Origin of the sequence: Pseudomonas sp. RIT-To-2, assembly GCF_029623465.1 — a bacterium.
Taxonomy (GTDB): domain Bacteria; phylum Pseudomonadota; class Gammaproteobacteria; order Pseudomonadales; family Pseudomonadaceae; genus Aquipseudomonas; species Aquipseudomonas silvicola.
The window spans coordinates 113,575-129,669 of sequence record NZ_JAPYKM010000012.1; the positions used below are offsets into that span (position 1 = coordinate 113,575).

Consider the following 16,095-nt stretch of genomic DNA (forward strand, 5'->3'; position numbering starts at 1 on the left):
GCTTCCCGGTTCCGCATCAAACAGAGTGTACCTGCATTAGTTCAGAAATATCTGAACTAAGTATTTCTCGGTAGCGATTCTTCAAGCGCACTACCTTTTGCAGACTCCGCCTCAACGTGCCGGCTTCAGACCGTGCTTCAAGAAAAAAGACAAACGATGAGGTAACCCGTGGACAAGATTCTTCACCAACCACTGGGCGGTAACGAAATGCCGCGTTTCGGCGGCATCGCCACCATGATGCGCCTGCCGCACCTGCAAACCGCAGCCGGCCTGGACGCGGCCTTCGTCGGTATTCCCCTGGACATCGGTACTTCGCTGCGCTCCGGCACCCGCTTCGGCCCGCGTGAGATCCGCGCCGAATCAGTGATGATCCGCCCCTACAACATGGCCACCGGTGCCGCACCCTTCGACTCCCTGTCTGTGGCCGACATCGGCGACGTCGCGATCAACACCTTCAACCTGCTGGACGCCGTGCGCATCATCGAAGAAGCCTACGACGAGATACTGGAACACAATGTCATCCCGCTGACCCTGGGCGGCGACCACACCGTGACCCTGCCGATCCTGCGCGCCATCCACAAGAAGCATGGCAAGGTCGGCCTGGTGCACATCGACGCCCACGCCGACGTCAACGACCACATGTTCGGCGAGAAGATCGCCCACGGCACCACCTTCCGCCGCGCCGTGGAGGAAGGCCTGCTGGACTGCGACCGTGTGGTGCAGATCGGCCTGCGCGCCCAAGGCTATACCGCCGAAGACTTCAACTGGAGCCGCAACCAGGGCTTCCGCGTGGTGCAGGCCGAAGAATGCTGGCACAAGTCGCTGGCGCCCCTGATGGAGGAAGTGCGCGCCAAGGTCGGCGACGGTCCGGTGTACCTGAGCTTCGACATCGACGGCATCGACCCGGCCTGGGCACCGGGCACTGGCACCCCGGAAATCGGCGGGCTGACCACCATCCAGGCCATCGAGATCGTGCGCGGCTGTCAGGGCCTGGACCTGGTTGGCTGCGATCTGGTAGAAGTCTCGCCGCCCTATGACACCACTGGCAACACCTCATTGCTGGGCGCCAACCTGCTGTATGAAATGCTCTGCGTATTACCGGGCGTGGTGCACCGCTGAGGACATGGCCATGAACGCGCGCGAACAAGTATTGAAAGCCGCTGCCGAACTGGTCACGGCCTTCGCCAGCAACGACCGCGAAGCCTATTTCGGGGCGTTCACGGCCGATGCCAGCTTCGTGTTCCACACCCTCGAACAGCCCCTGCTGTCCCGTGATGCTTACCGCGAGGTATGGGACGGCTGGCGGCGCGAGGATGGCTTCGAGGTGCTGGAATGCACCTCGAGCAATGCCGTGGTCAGCCTTCAGGGCGACATGGCGATATTCATGCATGACGTGGCGACACAACTGCGCATGCAAGGGGAGCTGTACTTTAGCCAGGAACGCGAAACCATTGTGTTTCGCCAACAACAAGAAGGCCGCTGGCTGGCCTGCCACGAACATTTGTCCGCCGCACCCACGACACTGCCCTCCCCTTGACCGCCGCGACGCCCGCACAGACGGGCGCCCGCAATGATCGGAGCAGATCATGAACAATAACAACAGCACAACAGGCATCAGCCAGATAGAAACCTTCGGGGTGGAGCAGATCCCCGACCATGAAAGGAATGCCAAGCCCCTCGACCTGTTCCGCCTGATCTTTGGCGGCGCCAACACCTTTTCCACCGCGGTGCTGGGCAGCTTCCCCGTGCTGTTCGGCCTGTCGTTCCAGGCCGGCCTGGTGGCCGTGCTGCTGGGCACCCTGGTGGGCGCGGTGATCCTGGCCCCCATGGGCTTGTTCGGCGCCATCAATGGCACCAACAACGCCGTGTCGTCCGGCGCCCACTTCGGCGTGCATGGGCGTATTGTCGGTTCGTTCCTGTCGCTGCTCACCGCCATCGCCTTCTTTTCCCTGTCGGTGTGGAGCTCGGGCGACGCGCTGGTAGGCGGCGCCAAGCGCCTGATCGGCCTGCCAGAAACCGACCTGAGCCTGGGCTTGACCTACGGGCTGTTCGCGCTCCTGGTACTGGCCGTGTGCATCTACGGCTTCCGCTTCATGCTGTGGGTCAACAAGATCGCCGTATGGACCGCCAGCATCCTGTTCCTGTCGGGTATCGCCGCATTCGCCGGAGCCTTCGACGTCAATTATGCAGGTACCGTCAGCCACGGCCAGGCCGGCTTCTGGGCGGCTTTCATCGGTGCGTCGCTGGTGGCCATGAGCAACCCGATTTCGTTCGGCGCGTTTCTGGGTGACTGGTCGCGCTACATCCCACGCACCACCGCCAAGTCGCGGATCATGGGCGCGGTGATCTGCGCGCAGTTGGCCACCCTGCTGCCCTTGCTGTTCGGCCTGGCCACGGCGACCATCGTCGCCACCCAGGCGCCGGACTACATCGCCAACAACAACTACGTGGGCGGCCTGCTGGCCGTATCGCCAGGCTGGTTCTTCCTGCCGGTGTGCCTGTTGGCGGTGATCGGCGGCATGTCCACCGGCACCACAGCGCTGTATGGCACGGGCCTGGACATGTCCAGCGTGTTCCCGCGGCTGCTGTCGCGGGTGCAGGCGACCTTGCTGATCGGTGTGATGTCGATTGCCTTCATCTTCATCGGCCGCTTCGCCTTCAACCTGGTGCAGAGCGTGTCGACCTTCGTGGTGCTGATCATTACCTGCACTACGCCCTGGATGGTGATCATGCTGATTGGCCTGCTGACCCGGCGTGGCTGGTATTGCCCTGATGACCTGCAAGTGTTCACCCGGGGTGAACAGGGCGGGCGCTACTGGTTTCACCACGGCTGGAACTGGCGCGGCCTTGGGGCCTGGATTCCCAGCGCACTGGTGGGCCTGTGTTTCGTCAACCTGCCGGGGCAGTTCGTCGGCCCGCTGGGCAACCTGGCCGGCGGTATCGATATCAGCCTGCCGGTCACCCTGGGGTTGGCGGCAGTGCTGTACCTGGTGCTGCTCAAGGTGGTCCCGGAACCGGCCGCGGTCTACGGCCCGAACGGTGCGCGCGGTAAAACCGCGGTGCCCAGCGGCGCCACCGCCTGACCGTTTTGCCCACGTATAGGCAGCACCCCCAATAAGAAACAAACCTGGAGAGATTTCCCATGGCTTTGGATATTTTCGTCGTCGCGATCTACGCGGCAGGCATGCTGCTGCTTGGCTGGTACGGCATGCGCAAGGCAAAAACCCATGAAGATTACCTGGTGGCGGGCCGCAACCTGGGCCCGTCGCTGTACATGGGTACCATGGCCGCGACCGTACTGGGTGGCGCGTCGACCGTCGGCACCGTGCGCCTGGGCTACGTGCACGGCATTTCCGGCTTCTGGCTGTGCGCAGCCCTGGGCCTGGGCATCGTCGCACTCAACCTGTTCCTGGCCAAACCACTGCTGAAGCTGAAGATCTTCACCGTTACCCAGGTCCTGGAAAAACGCTACAACCCCATGGCCCGCCAGGCCAGCGCGGTGATCATGCTGGCGTACGCGCTGATGATTGGCGTGACGTCCATCCTGGCGATCGGCACGGTGCTCCAGGTGCTGTTCGGCCTGCCGTTCTGGCTGTCGGTGGTATTGGGCGGCGGCGTGGTGGTGGTGTACTCGACCATCGGTGGCATGTGGTCGCTGACCCTGACCGACATCGTCCAGTTCGTGATCAAGACAGTCGGCCTGATGTTCATCCTGTTGCCCATCTGCCTGTACCGGGTGGGGGGCTGGGATGAACTGGTGGCCAAGTTGCCGGCGTCGAGCTTCAGCTTCACCAGCATCGGCTGGGACACCATCATCACCTATTTCATGATCTACTTTTTCGGCATCCTCATTGGCCAGGACATCTGGCAACGGGTGTTTACCGCCAAGAGCGAGAAGGTGGCGGTATACGCCGGTACCACCGCTGGCATTTACTGCATTTTCTACGGCCTGGCCTGCGCACTGATCGGCATGGCTGCCCATGTGCTACTGCCGGATCTGGACAACGTCAACAACGCCTTCGCCGCCATCGTCAAGGCCAGCCTGCCTGATGGCCTGCGCGGCCTGGTGATTGCCGCCGCCCTGGCCGCCATGATGTCCACCGCCAGCGCTGGCCTGCTGGCTGCCTCCACGGTGCTCACCGAAGACTTGCTGCCCAAGTTGCGGGGCGGCAAGCAGTCAAGCCTGGGCATCAACCGTCTGTTTACCCTGCTGACCGGTGTGGCAGTACTGGGCATCGCCCTGGTGGTCAACGACGTGATCAGCGCCCTGACCCTGGCGTACAACCTGTTGGTGGGCGGCATGCTGATTCCGCTGATGGGGGCCATTTTCTGGAAACGGGCAACGACCTCGGGGGCAATTTGCAGCATGACACTGGGGTTCATCACCGCGTTGGTGTTCATGTTCAAGGATGGTCTGGACGCCAATACGCCCATCTATTACAGCCTGGCGGTTGGGCTCGTGAGCTTTGTGGTTGTCAGCCTTTTGTCACGCCGCCCAGCAATCGTGGCAAAACTGGCATAAGCTTTTGAAAAACAGCCGCGTCCTGTGGAGGCGGCTGTTCATCGACAAGGATTGACCGCTGTTGTCGTGACAGTGCCGCAAACGAATTGCCGAACTAAGCTTTACTCGCATTCGAGGGCTGCCATGAACAGAACAGACATCCAACTGCAGATTCACCACACCATCCAGCGACAACTGGCCGCCCAGGCCAGCGAGGCCCCGCGCCTTGACCTGCTGGAGTTGTTCGATTGCCTGGAACGCGTGTTCCACGTCCAGCTGGACCCCGTCCGCGTATTGCCCCGGGTCAGCACCATCAGTGACCTGAGCAGCATCATCCAGGAAATGACCCACCTTGACCGCGCTTCAGCCTAGGAGCACGGCCATGCCACGATTCGGTATCCGCAGGACCGTACACAATTTCATCACTGAATACATCGGCGATCGAGACTTCGACGATGATGTTGCGCTGGAGTCGCTAGGGCTCGACAAGAAAGACATCATGGAACTGATTACTCGGCTGGAAGACGAGTACGGCCTGACCGCCTTCACGGTCGAGGAGGATAAATTGCTTGAGCAAGCGGTGACCGCCAATGACCTGTGGCGGTTTCTGGACAAAATTGCCAGGCAATGACGCTGTGGCACTGGGCGAAGCCGGGGACCCAAGGCCCTGCCGCGTCAGGTGGGCCGAGGCGCTTGCTTCCCGACCTTCGCCCGGGCCGGCAGGGACCCTGAACCGGCCCAGGGGCCTGAATCAGCGGCGCGGCTGGCGGCGGTCGCGGTCTTCGGTGGGAATAGGGATCGGCTGCAATGGGGGCGGGATCAGGCCCAGGGCAACACCGAGGTCGTGGAGCCAGTTGTACAGAGTGCGGTTCATAGAGCCCCCCTTAGGGTAAACCTGAGCGACGGGTCAATGTTTTCGCCGTCTCAAGCTGATCATAGTCCTGATTGCCATCATGCGCATCGGTCAAAGTGCGGCAAAAAGTCTCAGATGCCGTGAATTTAATCTTTCACCCGACGAATGCCCGGCCCCAGGCGCATTTACACCGAACCACCGGCGATCTGTGCCTTGCTGGCGACCTCGTCGAAGATCTCCGGCAGCAACGCGTCGGCCTGCTCATCCAGTACCTGGCGCGGGTGTTCATGGCCTGGAATGCTGCTGTCCAACAGGCTCAGCAAACTGGAACCGCGGGGCGTGAGCACGAAGTTCTCACCATTACCGCCCTCGTCTTCCGGACGCGACGCAATATAATCGCGCTCAAGCAGCAACTTTTCATATTCACCGGCCAAGGCCTTGAGGTGGTCCAGGTCGCCTGGTTGCTCACCTTGAGCGGCTTTCTGCGCCGCATGCTGTTCCGCGTAAGGCCGGGGGGTAAAACTGTGCCCGGCGCCGTTCTGCACTTCGTGCAGCAAACGTTCGATCAAATCCCAGTTGTACGTAGTCATCCTGAGCAACCTCCAACACCAAGTGATAAAAGGCCTACACAAGGTGTGACCCACGCGCCGCGCAGCCGTTCACGCTGAACTTGTGTCTGGTCGTGTGCTCCACCGGTTATCGGCAGAGGAGGTTGAAGCATGAAGACCTTGTTGAGCACCGTCGCCGTGGTGGCGCTGCTGGTCAGCGCGGCCAGCCAGGCGTGCACGCCCGAGGAAGCCACAGCCAAGCGCGAGCAACTGGCCCGCGAGGTGGCCAAGCTCACCCAGCAGAACCCGCAGAAGGCCAAGGAAATAAACGAGGAGTTGCAGCATATGCAACTGGGCACTGCCAGCAAGGACTTGCCAGACAAGTGCCAGTTGATCGACCAGCGGCTACAGGAGCTGGACCAGGCGGGCAAGAAAGCCCACTCCTGACCTGCTCAGGGAAGGCGCTTACTCCGCGGCAGGCGCTGGCTTGCGGCGCTTGAGCGGCGCCATGCCGTCGGCGCTCACCAGTTGCTCGGCCTTGGGCTTGTTGACCGTCTTGCGCTTGGTCGGGCCCTTGGCGGCGGTTTTCTTGTCGCCTTTCTTGGCGTCGGTCTTTTTCTTCTTCACGCCGACAGCTTTGCCGGAAGCCTTGACCTTCTTTGGCCCGGCGTAGGTGCCTTTGACTTCCTTGATCACCCGGCGCTCGAACTTCTGCTTCAGGTAGCGCTCGATGCTGGACATGAGGTTCCAGTCACCGTGGCAGATCAGCGAGATGGCCAGGCCTTCGTTGCCGGCCCGGCCGGTACGGCCGATGCGGTGCACGTACTCGTCGCCGCTGCGCGGCATGTCGAAGTTCACCACCAGGTCCAGGCCGTCAACGTCCAGGCCTCGGGCGGCGACGTCGGTGGCCACCAGGATCTTCACCCCACCCTGCTTCAGGCGGTCGATGGCCAGCTTGCGGTCTTTCTGATCCTTGTCGCCGTGCAGCACGAAGGCCTTGTAGTCCTGGGCCACCAGGCGGCCGTAGATGCGGTCGGCCATGGCGCGGGTGTTCGTGAAGACAATGGCTTTCTGGTAAGTCTCGTTGGCCAGCAGCCAGTTGAGAATCTGTTCCTTGTGCACATTGTGGTCAGCGGTGACGATCTGCTGACGGGTGCCTTCGGCCAGTTGGCTGACGTTGTTGATCAGCAGGTGCTCGGGGTCTTTCAGCACTTTGCCCATCATGTCGCGCAGGCCAGCGCCGCCAGTGGTGGCGGAGAACAGCAGGGTCTGTTCGCGGTGCTTGCATTCATCACTCAGGCGCGTGACGTCTTCGGCGAAGCCCATGTCCAGCATGCGGTCGGCTTCGTCCAGCACCATGACCTCGACCTTGCTCAGGTCCAGGTTGCCGGCGTTCAGGTGTTCCAGCAGGCGGCCCGGCGTGCCGATCAGGATGTCCGGCACTTTGCGCAGCATGGCGGCCTGCACCTTGAAGTCCTCGCCACCAGTGATCAGGCCGGACTTGATGAAGGTGAACTGGGAAAAACGCTCCACTTCCTTCAGGGTCTGCTGGGCAAGCTCGCGAGTCGGCAGCAGGATGATGGCGCGAATATCGACGCGCACCTTGGCCGGGCCGATCAGGCGGTTGAGGATCGGCAGCACGAATGCCGCGGTCTTGCCGCTGCCGGTCTGCGCTGTCACCCGCAGGTCACGCCCTTGCACTGCCAGCGGGATGGCCGCTACCTGCACCGGGGTAGGCTCGACAAAGTTCAGCTCGGCCACGGCTTTGAGCAGGCGTTCATGCAAGGCGAATTGGGAAAACACGGGTGTTACCTCGGCGAAGTACATAAATTCAACTGCATAGCGTAACGGTTTGCGCGCCAATAAGCCGAATTTCTTTACGTGCGGTTACGTACTATTTGCCATTTCCACGTGGCGATGCGCTCTAATGGCCCGTTCATCACCCACTGAACATTGGCTGTAACCCATGGATATTCAACATTTCTGGCTGCAGGTACAGGGCCTCTGGAGCACCCTGGACAACCACCCGCTACTGCGCGCCGGACTGGGCCTGGCCCTGCTACTGGCCATCGCCCTGGTGCTGGGCCGCGTGGCACGCTTCCTGATCCTGCACGGCGTCAAGCTGCTGGGGCGCCAACCCGCCCTGCACTGGCTCAATGACCTGTTGCACAACAAGGTTTTCCACCGCCTGGCCCAGACGGTGCCGTCGCTGGTGATCCAGTTCGGCCTCAACCTGGTGCCAGTGCTGAGTGAAAAGGCCGCGCACTTCATCGGCAATGTCGCGCTGGCGGTCACCATCCTGTTCCTGACCCTGGCCATCGGCGCGCTGCTCAACGCGCTGCTGGACATCTACGCGCGCACCGAACACGCCCGCACGCGCTCCATCAAGGGGTACGTACAGTTGGCCAAGATGGTGCTGTACATCTTCGCCGCCATCATCGTCGTCGCTACCTTGATAGACCGCTCGCCGCTGTTGCTGCTGTCTGGGCTGGGCGCCATGTCGGCGGTCATCCTGCTGGTGTACAAGGACACCCTGCTGTCGTTCGTGGCCAGCGTGCAGTTGACCAGCAACGACATGCTGCGGGTGGGCGACTGGATCGAAATGCCCCAGGTGGGCGCCGACGGCGACGTGGTGGACATCACCCTGCACACGGTCAAGGTGCAGAATTTCGACAAGACCATCGTCAGCATTCCTACCTGGCGCCTGATGTCCGAGTCGTTCAAGAACTGGCGCGGCATGCAACAGGCCGGCGGCCGCCGCATCAAGCGCAGCCTGCACATCGACGCCAGCGGCGTGCGCTTCCTGAACGCCGACGAACAGCAGCGCCTCACCCAGGTGCGCCTGCTGACCGACTACGTGGGCCGCAAGCAGGCCGAGCTGCACAGCTGGAACGAAGCCCAGGGCGAAGTCGCCGACCTGGCGGCCAACCGCCGCAACCTGACCAACCTCGGGACCTTCCGCGCGTTCGCCCTGGCCTACCTGAAAAGCCACCCCGACATCCAACCCAACATGACCTGCATGGTCCGCCAGATGGAAACCGGCGCCCAGGGTGTGCCGCTGGAAATCTACTGCTTCACGCGGACCACGGTGTGGGCCGACTATGAGCGGATTCAGGGGGATATCTTCGATTACCTGTTGGCGGTGATGCCGGAGTTCGGCTTGAGCCTGTACCAGCAGCCTAGCGGGGCGGATTTTCGCCGGGGAATGCTCACGGCGCGATAGCCGCTGGCCCGGGCACCTGCAGCGGCCGTGAGGCCGCCGCTACGCCTTCCGTATCACGCACGCCCCGCTTTAGTGAATTTCACTACCCAAAGCGTTTTTTTCAAACTGCCCATCATTCATCCCGGCTTATAGCATTCACGCCCATCGATCTCACGACCATAGGCGTCAGACAATGTTAGGGATAACCCGCTCCTCCACCGTAGCCATCGACACCCTGCCTGCCGAAGACTTTCAGGCCCTGCAGCGCTTCAGTGACGCGCCGGCGTTTGCCCAGCCGCGTTCGTTCTACACCGCCACCCCCTACCAGCGCCCGTTGCGCCCCCAGGACGTCACCGAAAACCTGCTGCGCACGCAACTGACCAGCGCGGACCTGGCTACCCCGGAGCACCTGCTGGCCCAACGCCTGCTGCTGAACATCTACGAACAGGACCTGGTGTTCCTGCCCAAGCCGCCGGCCAAGCTTGACATGAAGGCCTTCAAGGGCTTTTACGAGCCGTCGCACATGGCCTTGGGCAAACAGGTGCGGCCGCGCCTGGAGCAGTGCACCTACGGCTGGCTGAAGGAGGAGGTGCATATCAACGGTGCCTGGTGCGAGGAGTCGTTCATCGCCCACACCGACAAGGTGCTCGACGACGTGGCCAAGGCGCCTTCGCGCTTGCACCAGGTGCTGACCGGCAGCCATGACCCGCGCCGCGCCGCGCGTTTCTTCCTGGTCCAGTGCGCCGGCGATTTCCTCAGCGAGGCCTCGGCCATGGCGCGCAACGTGCTGGGCAACGCCGGCGCGCACACCAGCGAGCTGTTCAAGATCCTCATCGATGAATATGGCTATGGCATCGACAAGAAAAAACACAGCAGCATCTTCGAAGCGCTGCTCGACCAGGCCGGGCTCAGCAGCCAGGTACATCACTACTGGCAGTTCTACACCGCCAGCTCCTTGTCGCTGACCAACTATTTCCACTACATCTCCGCCAACCATGGCGAGTTTTTCCGCTACGTCGGCGCCATGTACTACACCGAAGCCTCCCTGGCGCTGACCACCGGGCACCAGTCCCGGGCGATTCGCGACATCTTCGGCGACGAGGTTTCCACCGAGTATTTCGACGAGCACCAGCACATCGACGTGCACCACGGACGCATGGCCTTGCAGCGCTTGATCATCCCCATGATCCGCCAGTACGGCAAACAGGTGATCCCTGACATCATTCGCGGCTTCGAGGAATTCCGATTGCTGCAGGACCAGGCCGACGAGGAGCTCTACGCCCACATCAAGTGGCACGACGAACTGGATGCCCACCGCGCCCGCGCCGCCATGCTGCATGGCAGCAAGCCCGCCGATGCAAGCTTTACCGAGGCGCAGGGCGAGGTGTCGGTGTTGCACACCCATGCCGGCAACGAGCTGTTCTGGGTAGAAGAAGGTGAACTGGACTTCGTGGTTACCCCGCAGCTGTCGGTCAAGCTCGGCGCCGGGGAAGGCATCATCATTCCCAAGGGAATGCTGCATGGCACCCAGGTCACCAGCCCGTCCTGCACTTACACCGTCACTGCGCTCTGAGGCTCGCCACCATGAAATCCGTGACCCTGGATGCCGACCACACCCCCTACCTGGCGGTCGGCGGTAAAACCTACTTCCTCAACCAGCATGCCCAGTCCACCTACCTGCTGCCCACGCTGTGCCCCCACCGCGGTGGCCCGTTGCACATGGGCCAGGCATCCGACAACGGCGAACGGGTGATCTGCCCCTGGCACGACAACGCCTACCCACTGTGCAACCTGGAGAAGAAAGCGCTGCCCACCGTACGCGTGGGCAAGCGCCTGAGCACGGTGATACCGACAGACCACGACTGCACGCCATTGCTGCGCATCATTCGCCACGGTGAAACTTCATGAACACCAAGACCACGCTGCCCGCGTTCTACTCCATCGTCACGCTGTTCACCGGCCTGGACATGGCCATCGTCATCGCCATGGTGTGGTTCGGGCTGGAAACCACCGGCTCGACCTTCCTGGTAGGCGTCACGCTGTGCATCGCCACGGTAGTGCCCTATGCCCTGGAGCAATACCTGAGCCGCCACCGGGTGGTGGAAATGAGCATGCGGCGCCTGCTGTACATCCGCCTGGTGGTGTTCGCCAGCATCGTGGCACTGTCGTTCACCCAGGCCGCGGCATTGCCCATCGGCTTTCTGGGCATCGCGTTTCTGGTGGGGGTGACCGACTACTTCACCATCAGCACCCTGGAATCGCAGAACACCCGGCTGGTGCTGGTGGGGCACACCACCAGCGATACGTCGGCACGCCTGATGCAGACTTCCATCCAGATCGGCGCGTTTGGCGGGGCGCTGCTGGGTGGCGTGATCGTGGACAGGTTCGCGGTCACCGAAACCCTGCAGATCATCGGTATCGCGGCCATCGTCTCGCTGGGCGCGATCGCGCTGGTGGCGGCGACGCCCAGCGAGGCCAGTGATACGCCAGCAACGGCCGCGCACTCACCGGCCCCCAGCCTGGGGCCGCAGCTTTACCTGCTGATCGTGGTGCTGAGCATGATCGGTTTCCATATCGGCGCGTTCAACAGCCTGGTGCCCATCGTCTTTCAGAAACTCAATGGCTGGAACGCGACGCTGTTCGGCACCGCCAGTGGCCTGGCAGGCCTGGGCGCGTTCTGCGCGGCGGTGTTGCCGCGGGTACGCCTGGGCAGCTTCGGCGCCGTGGCGCTGATCATCGTGGCCGACATCACCATGGTCTATTTCACCCATGAGGGGGTCATGATGGCCGCCGCCGGCGTGCTCGGTTTCTGCATCAACAGCCTGCGTATCGAGCTGCGTCGACAGCTGATCGAGGCCGCTCCCGACGAGCGTACTGCCGATGTCATCGCCGCGCGCAGCTCGCTGTTCTATCTGCTGGTCAGCGGCGCCGCGCCCATGCTGCTGACCCTGTTCACCACCCACGCACTGCTGGGCCTGGAAGGGGCCCGCTTGCTGATGGTCGCCTCCGCCGTGCTGCTGGGCAGCGCTGTATTGCTGCGCACGCTCTGGCCCGCACCACGCCCTGCCATCGTGGCCAAGTAGGAAAACCGCCCCATGAACCATATCGTCATCGTCGACCCCTTCTCCACCGGCAAGCTCTATGCACCGTTGCTCAATGCCCGGGGCCTGAACTGCATCGCCGTTATCTCGCGGCCCGACCTGCCGGCACACTTCACCCACGATCTGGTGGCCGAGCACTTTACCCAGGTACTGGCCTGGCACCCGGAGCTGGTGGAAACCCTGGACGCGCTGGGCGTGGTGGCGGTGATCGCCGGCTGTGAAACCGCCATTCACCTCACCGACCACCTCACCGAAGCACTGGGCCTGCCGGGCAACAGCCCGGCCACCAGCGACCAGCGTCGCAACAAGTACACCATGCAGCAGGCACTGGACCGAAGGAACCTGGCGCACATAGACAGCCGCCTGGTGACTCATCCCGAGCAGATCCCCAACGTGCTCAAGACCGTCGACCCGAACCTGCAGTACGTGGTCAAGCCGCTCAATTCGGCGGCCACCCAGGGCGTAGTGTTCGCCACGGGCCGTGCCGCCGTGGAGCAAGCCCTGATGCAGGCGGGCTGGGAACAGCGCAATGACCTGGGGGAAATCAACCTGGGGTTCGTGGTGCAGCCATTCATCAGTGGCCCTGAATACGTGGTGGACATGGTGGCCTTCAACGGCACCTACCACATCGCCACCGTGTGCAAGTACACCAAGATCCAGCGCAATGGCAGCCCGTTCGTGTACGACAGCCTCGACACCCTGGACCCGGGCGCCGCGGAACTCGCGCCGCTGCTCGATTACGCCCGCCAGGCTGCCGCCGCCCTGAACGTGCTGCATGGCCCGCTGCACATGGAAATCATCTGGTCGGCCCAGGGGCCGGTGATGATCGAAGCGGGCGCCCGCCTGCACGGCGGCATAGCCCCGCGCCTGTTCCAGCAGGTGTACCAGCCCGATCTGCTATCCGTCGCCATCGACAGCTACCTGGGCCGCCCCGCACCGGCGGGCGGTGGCTGTTCGCGCCAGACCCACCACGGTCGTATCGGCTTTTTCTGGGCCGACCAGCCTTCCACCTTCGAGGGGCCCGGCTTCGAGCCCATGGTGGAGGCTGGCAAGGTACCCGGCTATGGCGGCCATCGCTATTTCGTCGCCCCGGGCGCCCATGTGCCCCGCACCATTGATTTCGCTACCTGCCCCGGCCTGTTCTGGCTGAGCCATGACGACCCCCGGCAACTCGACCACAACGCTGAGCAGATCCGCGCCCTGCTATGGAGCCAGTGAGATACCCATGACCGCCAACCTGATCATCAACCCGTGTGCCGCCGCCCTGGGCGCAGGCAATGCCTGCGCCGTGGTCCTTGAAAACATCCAGGTCAACAACGACCCCGGCTATGTGCCGCTGCTGACCCGCAATTTGAACCAGGTGGCCTCGCACCTGGACAACCTGGTCTCCAATCCGATCTACGACGGGTTCTCGCGCCAGTTGCAGGAAATGGGCTACCCGAATGCCGTCGCCGCCAATGAAAAACTGCTCAAGGCATTCATTTCCCGCGGGGTACGCTCCATCAACAACGTGGTGGACGCCTACAATGCCATCGCCATACGGCATGGGGTGAGCATCGGCGTGCACACCTACGAACAGGCCGAAGACATCCACGTGTTTCGTGCCGCGGCCCCCATGAAGTTTCGCCCGCTGTTCGCCAAGAAGGACGCCACCGTGGCGCCCGGCGACCTGGTGTACACCTGTGCCGACGCGCTGCTGGCCTGTATCGGCAAGACCGACGCCGATGCCCACGAATTTCGCCTGACCGACAGTTCGTCACGCCTGGTGGCAGTGGTGCTGGGCCATCACGACACCCCCCGCGCCTTCAATCAGCAAGTGCTGGAAGAACTGGTGGATACGTTGCGTGAAACACTGCCCGGTCTGCAGCACCACTTCCTGCCATCGGCAGCCGCCTGAAGTCAGCGCCACGCCTTGAGCACGGGGTTGATGACCACATCGGCCACGTGCTCAAGGGCCATGAGGTTGTCCTTGAGAATCATCAGTTCTTCGAACTGGTGGTAGCTGACCTGCAGCATCATGTCGGTGTCGCCGAACAGCGAATAGGCATGGATGATTTCGGGGTACGCGTGAATTTGCGGAAACACCAGGTGGCAGACATTGCCATGCAGGGTCAGCATCAGAAAGGCAGTCTGTTCGGCCTGCTCGGGCTTGGCCACATTGATGGTGAAACCGAGGATGACGCCATTGTCGATCAGCTTCTGGACGCGCGCCTCCACCGCCGTGCGCGACTTGTGCACCTGGCGCGACAGCTGCGCCAGGCTGACCCTGGCGTCTTCTTGCAATGCGGCGATGATCTGCTTGTCGACCTTGTCCATCTTCACGCCTCTGCAGGCACACCCCTCGATCCACCCCTTCACGGGCGCTGGCCACTGTGATTTTGCCACAACTGCAACGGTGCACCCGCCTGGCAAGAGGTAACTCGATACACCTGGCCTACCGGTTTTGCGCCATACCGCGTCGACTGATCCACAGCGACCCCAGAATCACTGCGCCGCCCAGGGCCAGGCGCCCCAACGGCTCGCTCTGGTTCCAGATCAGCAGGTTGAGCAACAGCCCCGTGGGGATGTGCAGGTTGTTCATCACCGCCAGCGTCGCGGCGCTGACCTGACTGGCGCCCTTGTTCCAGGCATACATGCCCAACGCCGTGGCCACCAGCCCGAGGAACACCAGCACGCCCCACTGCAGCGAGGTTTCCGGCAGGTGGTGCGGGTTGCCGAACGCCAGGAAGGCTGGCAGGGCCACCAGCAACGCACCGACGAAGAAATAGCCGAAGCGGCGGTACTGCGGCTCGTCACTGGGGTAGCGCGCCACCAGACGCTTATATAGCACCTGGCCAGCAGCATAGGTGAAATTGGCCAGTTGCAGCAGCAAAAAGCCCATGAAGAAATCCGGGTTCACCCGGTCGAAACGGATGATTGCCGCACCCGCCACCGCCACCACCGCAGCCAGCAATGCCCAGGCATTGAAGCGACGGTTCAGGGCGTCTTCGATCAAAGTCACATGCAGGGGTGTGAGGATGGTGAAGAGCAGCACCTCCGGCACGGTGAGCACGCGAAAGCTCAGGTACAGGCACACATAGGTGACGCCAAACTGCAGGGCGCCAATCAACAGCATCGAACGCAGGAAGCCTGGTTCCACCCGACGCCAGCGGGTCAAGGGAATGAACACCAGGCCGGCGATCACCACCCGGGCGACCACGGCGAAATAACTGTCGACGTGGCCCGCAAGGTAAACGCCGATGAGATTGAAGGAAAATGCCTGAATCAATGTAACCAGAAGTAGATAGCCCATGGGTGCCCCTTACCGTAGAGGCGGCGACCTTAACGGGTTGGGCGGGGGTGGGCAATCCCTGATTGGTATGGGCTTGGGATGCTTGACCTGGGTGGCCTGGAGCCCTTGAGATCGAGCGCCGCGTAGGCAGCGCTCGATCTCAAGCACGCAGAAAGCCCCAAGCCAACCGCGCCCAAGCCACACCAACCCGATAAAAAAGCTTAAAAATACCCACCAACCCATCAACTAAGTTGATTTGTACAGCCATTCCTCTACTCTTTGACAATCACCCTACGATGCCTCGCAGGTCACCTTCAGCCGCAGCTTGAGAATGTCCCGGTTAAAACGCTGCAATACATTGGCGCTCTTCCCAGGCTCCACCCTCATCTTGCGCACGCGCGGGGCTTCCGGGCCGTTGCGGAACTCCACCGCGCACTCTGCGGCCTGGGAGCCATCGTTGCGCAAGGTGATGGAGCCCATGTCGCCGGCAGTGTCATCGGTAGTGAAGGATATGTCCGTCCCCGCCACATGCTTTTCCACCTCGATGGGGTAGGCAAAGGCGGTGAACGGCAACAGCGTCAGCAAGAGCGCACAGCAACTTTTCATTCGGCAGTCTCCA

19 protein-coding genes are annotated in these 16,095 nt (G+C 62.3%); 13 read left to right on the forward strand and 6 right to left on the reverse strand.

Annotated elements, in window-relative coordinates:
* The first annotated feature begins 168 nt into the window (after nt 1-168).
* From speB to QBK88_RS13430, 6 genes are all read left to right on the forward strand, one after another.
* Nucleotides 169-1,119: an agmatinase gene (speB, locus tag QBK88_RS13405; RefSeq protein WP_027977277.1), complete on the forward strand. Its 951-nt coding sequence runs from the start codon at nt 169-171 to the stop codon at nt 1,117-1,119.
* 10 nt (nt 1,120-1,129) lie between these two features.
* A complete protein-coding gene (locus QBK88_RS13410) occupies nt 1,130-1,537 on the forward strand; it encodes a nuclear transport factor 2 family protein (RefSeq protein WP_277962376.1) in 408 nt (135 codons plus the stop codon).
* Between the two features lie 49 nt (nt 1,538-1,586).
* The gene (locus QBK88_RS13415) at nt 1,587-3,083 is read left to right on the forward strand and encodes a cytosine permease (protein ID WP_277962377.1); all 1,497 of its coding nucleotides are present in this window, start codon (nt 1,587-1,589) and stop codon (nt 3,081-3,083) included.
* 59 nt (nt 3,084-3,142) lie between these two features.
* Nucleotides 3,143-4,522, forward strand: coding sequence for a sodium:solute symporter (locus QBK88_RS13420; RefSeq protein ID WP_277962378.1), 1,380 nt, complete (start codon nt 3,143-3,145; stop codon nt 4,520-4,522).
* Nucleotides 4,523-4,645: 123 nt separating this feature from the next.
* On the forward strand, nt 4,646-4,873 hold the full coding sequence (locus tag QBK88_RS13425; protein WP_277962379.1) for an acyl carrier protein: 228 nt from the start codon (nt 4,646-4,648) through the stop codon (nt 4,871-4,873).
* 10 nt (nt 4,874-4,883) lie between these two features.
* Entirely contained in the window at nt 4,884-5,132 is a 249-nt protein-coding gene (locus QBK88_RS13430; protein WP_277962380.1) for an acyl carrier protein, read from the forward strand.
* A 120-nt stretch (nt 5,133-5,252) separates the two neighbouring features.
* Here QBK88_RS13430 and QBK88_RS13435 read toward each other — a convergent pair whose 3' ends face one another.
* Nucleotides 5,253-5,375: a PA1414 family protein gene (locus tag QBK88_RS13435; RefSeq protein WP_267903669.1), complete on the reverse strand. Its 123-nt coding sequence runs from the start codon at nt 5,373-5,375 to the stop codon at nt 5,253-5,255.
* A 164-nt stretch (nt 5,376-5,539) separates the two neighbouring features.
* Complete coding sequence (locus tag QBK88_RS13440; protein ID WP_277962381.1) at nt 5,540-5,944, reverse strand: transcriptional regulator; 405 nt, start codon at nt 5,942-5,944, stop codon at nt 5,540-5,542.
* A 129-nt stretch (nt 5,945-6,073) separates the two neighbouring features.
* Between QBK88_RS13440 and QBK88_RS13445 the strand changes: the two genes are divergently transcribed.
* On the forward strand, nt 6,074-6,349 hold the full coding sequence (locus tag QBK88_RS13445; RefSeq protein WP_277962382.1) for a hypothetical protein: 276 nt from the start codon (nt 6,074-6,076) through the stop codon (nt 6,347-6,349).
* An 18-nt stretch (nt 6,350-6,367) separates the two neighbouring features.
* On the opposite strand, the gene QBK88_RS13450 is transcribed toward QBK88_RS13445, so the two are convergent.
* Nucleotides 6,368-7,705, reverse strand: coding sequence for a DEAD/DEAH box helicase (locus QBK88_RS13450; RefSeq protein ID WP_268144809.1), 1,338 nt, complete (start codon nt 7,703-7,705; stop codon nt 6,368-6,370).
* Nucleotides 7,706-7,868: 163 nt separating this feature from the next.
* On the opposite strand from QBK88_RS13450, the gene QBK88_RS13455 reads away from it, so the two are divergent.
* From QBK88_RS13455 to QBK88_RS13480, 6 genes are all read left to right on the forward strand, one after another.
* Nucleotides 7,869-9,125 carry a mechanosensitive ion channel family protein gene (locus QBK88_RS13455; protein WP_277962383.1) on the forward strand — a complete coding sequence of 419 codons (1,257 nt, stop codon included), beginning with the start codon at nt 7,869-7,871 and terminating at the stop codon, nt 9,123-9,125.
* Between the two features lie 172 nt (nt 9,126-9,297).
* The gene (locus QBK88_RS13460; protein ID WP_277962384.1) at nt 9,298-10,677 is read left to right on the forward strand and encodes an iron-containing redox enzyme family protein; all 1,380 of its coding nucleotides are present in this window, start codon (nt 9,298-9,300) and stop codon (nt 10,675-10,677) included.
* 11 nt (nt 10,678-10,688) lie between these two features.
* Complete coding sequence (locus QBK88_RS13465) at nt 10,689-11,012, forward strand: Rieske 2Fe-2S domain-containing protein (protein WP_158153850.1); 324 nt, start codon at nt 10,689-10,691, stop codon at nt 11,010-11,012.
* Nucleotides 11,009-12,187, forward strand: a complete 1,179-nt coding sequence (locus tag QBK88_RS13470; RefSeq protein ID WP_277962385.1) for a hypothetical protein — start codon at nt 11,009-11,011, stop codon at nt 12,185-12,187. The genes QBK88_RS13465 and QBK88_RS13470 overlap by 4 nt, the downstream gene beginning before the upstream one ends.
* 12 nt (nt 12,188-12,199) lie before the next feature.
* Nucleotides 12,200-13,423 (forward strand): ATP-grasp domain-containing protein, encoded by a 1,224-nt coding sequence (locus tag QBK88_RS13475; protein ID WP_277962386.1) that lies wholly within the window; start codon nt 12,200-12,202, stop codon nt 13,421-13,423.
* Nucleotides 13,424-13,430: 7 nt separating this feature from the next.
* Entirely contained in the window at nt 13,431-14,102 is a 672-nt protein-coding gene (locus QBK88_RS13480) for a phenylalanine--tRNA ligase beta subunit-related protein (RefSeq protein ID WP_268144818.1), read from the forward strand.
* Nucleotides 14,103-14,104: 2 nt separating this feature from the next.
* Here the strand turns inward: QBK88_RS13480 and QBK88_RS13485 are convergent, their stop codons facing one another.
* The 3 genes from QBK88_RS13485 to QBK88_RS13495 all read right to left on the reverse strand — a co-directional run bounded on the left by QBK88_RS13485 (nt 14,105) and on the right by QBK88_RS13495 (nt 16,082).
* Nucleotides 14,105-14,521, reverse strand: a complete 417-nt coding sequence (locus QBK88_RS13485; protein ID WP_268144819.1) for an Lrp/AsnC family transcriptional regulator — start codon at nt 14,519-14,521, stop codon at nt 14,105-14,107.
* 118 nt (nt 14,522-14,639) lie between these two features.
* Nucleotides 14,640-15,497, reverse strand: a complete 858-nt coding sequence (locus tag QBK88_RS13490) for a carboxylate/amino acid/amine transporter (RefSeq protein WP_277962387.1) — start codon at nt 15,495-15,497, stop codon at nt 14,640-14,642.
* Nucleotides 15,498-15,767: 270 nt separating this feature from the next.
* Nucleotides 15,768-16,082, reverse strand: a complete 315-nt coding sequence (locus tag QBK88_RS13495; protein ID WP_277962388.1) for a 3-phosphoglycerate kinase — start codon at nt 16,080-16,082, stop codon at nt 15,768-15,770.
* Between the last annotated feature and the right edge of the window lie 13 nt (nt 16,083-16,095).